The organism is Elusimicrobiota bacterium, assembly GCA_028718185.1.
Taxonomy (GTDB): Bacteria; Elusimicrobiota; UBA8919; order UBA8919; family UBA8919; genus JAQUMH01.
The window spans coordinates 1-3,547 of the sequence record JAQUMH010000027.1 but is presented as its reverse complement, the minus strand read 5'-3'; the positions used below and the strand labels follow the sequence as shown (position 1 = coordinate 3,547).

General features: G+C 40.0%; 3 protein-coding genes. All 3 read right to left on the bottom strand.

Features of this window, described 5'->3' with window-relative positions; genetic code table 11:
* Positions 1–215: 215 nt before the first annotated feature.
* On the bottom strand, positions 216–419 hold the full coding sequence (locus tag PHE88_12545) for a hypothetical protein (GenBank protein ID MDD5688649.1): 204 nt from the start codon (positions 417–419) through the stop codon (positions 216–218).
* 112 nt (positions 420–531) lie between these two features.
* Positions 532–3,174 carry a phage/plasmid primase, P4 family gene (locus tag PHE88_12540; protein ID MDD5688648.1) on the bottom strand — a complete coding sequence of 881 codons (2,643 nt, stop codon included), beginning with the start codon at positions 3,172–3,174 and terminating at the stop codon, positions 532–534.
* A 39-nt stretch (positions 3,175–3,213) separates the two neighbouring features.
* A complete protein-coding gene (locus PHE88_12535) occupies positions 3,214–3,363 on the bottom strand; it encodes a hypothetical protein (protein MDD5688647.1) in 150 nt (49 codons plus the stop codon).
* Positions 3,364–3,547 lie beyond the last annotated feature (184 nt).

The window sequence follows — 3,547 nt, the reverse complement described above, 5'->3', positions numbered from 1 at the left end:
GGAGTCCATTCAGAGCGTGGGTATTTATCCATCAGCTTCATCCCTGTGCCGTAGTTCCCTTATCATCTATAATACGTGCCTTTGTTACGATTCCATCATCAGTTTTCTGAGTCCAACGAAACGCTGCGTCTGTTTTTTGTAACTTATTATAAACGCTTCAAATTCATTTGATGCTATCTCTATTTTTAAGTTCATTTTATTTTCAGCACCATCCTTTATGTTTTTCCCAGCAAATTGTTTTTATACAATATATCTATTATGTCTATAATAGCATCCCCATATGTCCCTATTAAAGCACCATTTTGCCTCTTTTTGAGTATATCCCAGTATTCGTTTGGGAGTGAAATTACCTTTTTCGACCTATTTCTGATTTTCTCTCTCGGTTCGTTTACAACTAAATTAGTTATAGTTTCTGCCATGTTATTCCTCTTTTACTTCTATATTGATACCTATTTATATACTTTTTTACTACCTACGAGAACTACATGAGAGTTAATATAGATAGTCGGTGTGAGCTGCCCTCAGCCCCATTTAACTCCACCCGCGCGCCTTACAGTAATCTTCCACAAATCCCATAAGATACACTTCCTCACTTCCCTCTAATTCATTAAGCAGATAAAGTTCCATGTTCTTCTGTAACCTCCCTAAATCTAATATTGAATCTGGTTTATTAAAACAATCATATTTTTCTTTTAGCTTTTTTACAATCTCATTTGTTCCATGTGTTCCGTTTGTTCCACTGACCTCCACTTCTTTCCCTATATGTATAATCTTATCATTATTCGTGGAACAAGTGGAACAAGTAGACACAGTATTACTATCAGTAATATTCCAGATGTGGGGTTTTTTCGTCTTGAAACCGATAGCAGCATTCCAAGTTTTCTCCCCAAAACGTCTCTTTTTCGTTTCTATTCCAGCGCGATTCAATGTTTGTGTGAACTCTTTTTCACCGAGTTTTCTGAAGTTATTGTGTGTGCAGAAGTCGAAGTACATTTCCCTCAAAACCCACAGAGGAATATCACTATCTATATCCTCGATTAATTCCCGTTCTTTGAAGGTAGAAAACGGGTCTGAGAGCTTTTCGTACTTTTCGGCTTTTTGCTCAATTGTACCCTCATTTTTGAAGCTTCCACGGGTTAAAAGTGGCGACAGTATGTGTTCTAAGACGTAAAAAATGAAGTTTTCATATTCAAACTCTGGGATTGTGTCTATTATTGGAACCTCAACTGTAAATTTATTTTTAAACTCAAGTATTATTATTCTCCTGTAAAACGCATCGGTCTTATCAAGGCTCTCAGGCACGGAATTAGATGAAATAATAACCTTTGCTGTATTGAAGAAATCAAAGGGTTTTTTTTGCTTGAACTCTCCACTGACCAAATCTGACCCGGTTATTTTCTTAATTTTTGCCGTATCCTTGATAATTGAAAAGTTTGTCTCTCCAATTAACGCAAGTTTCTTTTTATATAATTTCGCAGATTCAAACCGAGACTTCATTAACATCTCTAAATCTGTCGTAGTTGTATTATGCTCGCCAACAAGCCGGGTTAAGAAATCCATATATTGGCTTTTCCCATTCGCTCCCCCTCCAAACAATATTATTATGCGGTGTATGGGGTACGCATCAACCAGGCAATACGCAGCGATTTCATACAGTATATCTTTCTGATCTCCCATCCAATCTGTGAATAATTTATCAATGGTCGGGCAATCCGGGGCTTTTCCGATGTTGTGGGGTATTGGCGCCGAATAGAAATGGGTCGGCTTCGGCTCGAAAGTTTGTTTAGTTGCAAGGTCATATACTTTATCATTAAACCGTAGCCAGTTCTTTTCTATCGGCAATACCTGCCGTTCCCTTCCTGTGACCCTAATACTCTCTATAATCTCGTTTTTAAGGGTCGAACTAACAACATATTCCCGGCTGTTGTGTCGAACGCAGGAAAGGATGTCTGTTTCATCTATCGGCTTGTAATACTTCAAATCCTTTTTCCACATCCAATAATTCCGGCTATCATCAAAATAGAAAGGGATGATTTTCTGCAATTCTTCGGCGAGCTGCATACGGTCTGTGTACATTCCCATTGCGCGCTGTAATTCCGGCTCCGGCTCGGTTACTAATTTACCTTCGACTTTTCCTTTCGTTTTAGAAGGCTTATTTTTATATTTCTTACAAGCGGCATCTGTCCCCTCTACTCTCTTTTTCTTCTTCCCTTCATCATTGTCCGGGTTCCTGCATCCTCCAAGTTGTCCTGCAGGGCAGTAGAAGCACGTCCCGCATATCTTATCTCCAAGCGTTACGTCCTTCTTTATCTCTTTGACTGCAGGAGGTTTCCACGCGCACCCATCGCACTCTACGTTAAGATACTGGCGCAAGGTCTCACATTTTGGGGGGATTGCTTTGATGTGTTTAAGAGCCTCGCTGGTTTCCCTGAAATCGTAATCCTTCCCGAAGAATCGCTTACATGCCATGTGCATTAAGTCCTCAGGGCACCCCACGTTACGAAGCTCTCCCATTATCGCTATGATTGCCTTACGTCCGTCCATGCCGTGAACGGTGATACTGTCCGGTCTGTCCCACAGACCTTTAGAGCGTACATCTTCTTTGGAGTATTTTTTTGACCCTTTCGTAAAACAGTATCTGCACTTTTTGAAGTATTCGTGTAGCGCATCTTCTTTCCGGAACAGAGCTGCTATGTTCTCTTTAAGCTTATCCGGAATCTTCATCAGCGGCGCTTCGGGGTCTTTCCATTTGTACACTTCACCGCTGTAGTGAATGGATGGCGGCAACACCAGATTACTTCCTGCGCCTTCCTGGTTATTGCCGAAATATTCAATCCCTATAAAATGATGCTTCTCACTTAGAATATCGTCCCGATGTTGAAATAACACATGCCCTCGTCCATCCCTGTGCCCACTAATCAGGGTTTCTGGATCGAAACCGTTAAACAATTCATCCTTAAATAAGTCAATATCAAAGTCAAGAGCATCCACATTTGAAGCCTTACCGCAGACAAGCCCGATATTACAGCCTTTATTCAGATATGTTTCAATATCGTCCGGGGTCTTGGTCAGGAATTGCCATTTTGATAAAACGGGCTTCTTCCCTGGACTGTTCCCTTTGTCGTCTGGTCGTGAGAGGGGATGAATTACCCAGTTACGCTTTGTGTATTCGATTACAGTAGCTAAAATGTCTGTAATAATACCACAACCACTTTAACTGAATAGTTGTTTATGTGTCGATTCTATACACTTTTCAAGGGTTTTTGTGTTCGGTTCAGTTATTCCCGATAGTTTTTTGATTTCTTCAAATTTTTCTTTAAGTTCTCCTTTGAGTATAAGGTTTATTGCGAAACCATCTTCCATAAAGTCACCTCGTAAAATCTAACACACTTAGATTCTAATTATTATCTTATATATCTTTCGCTTTAGTATTTCTCTCACGGATGCATTTCTCTTTTTATAAAACTCCGCTCGAAGAACTCTATTATTTTTTCCGCAGTTGAATCCCCAACAAGCTTTACTTCTGTAAGCTGCGCCATATTCGCGT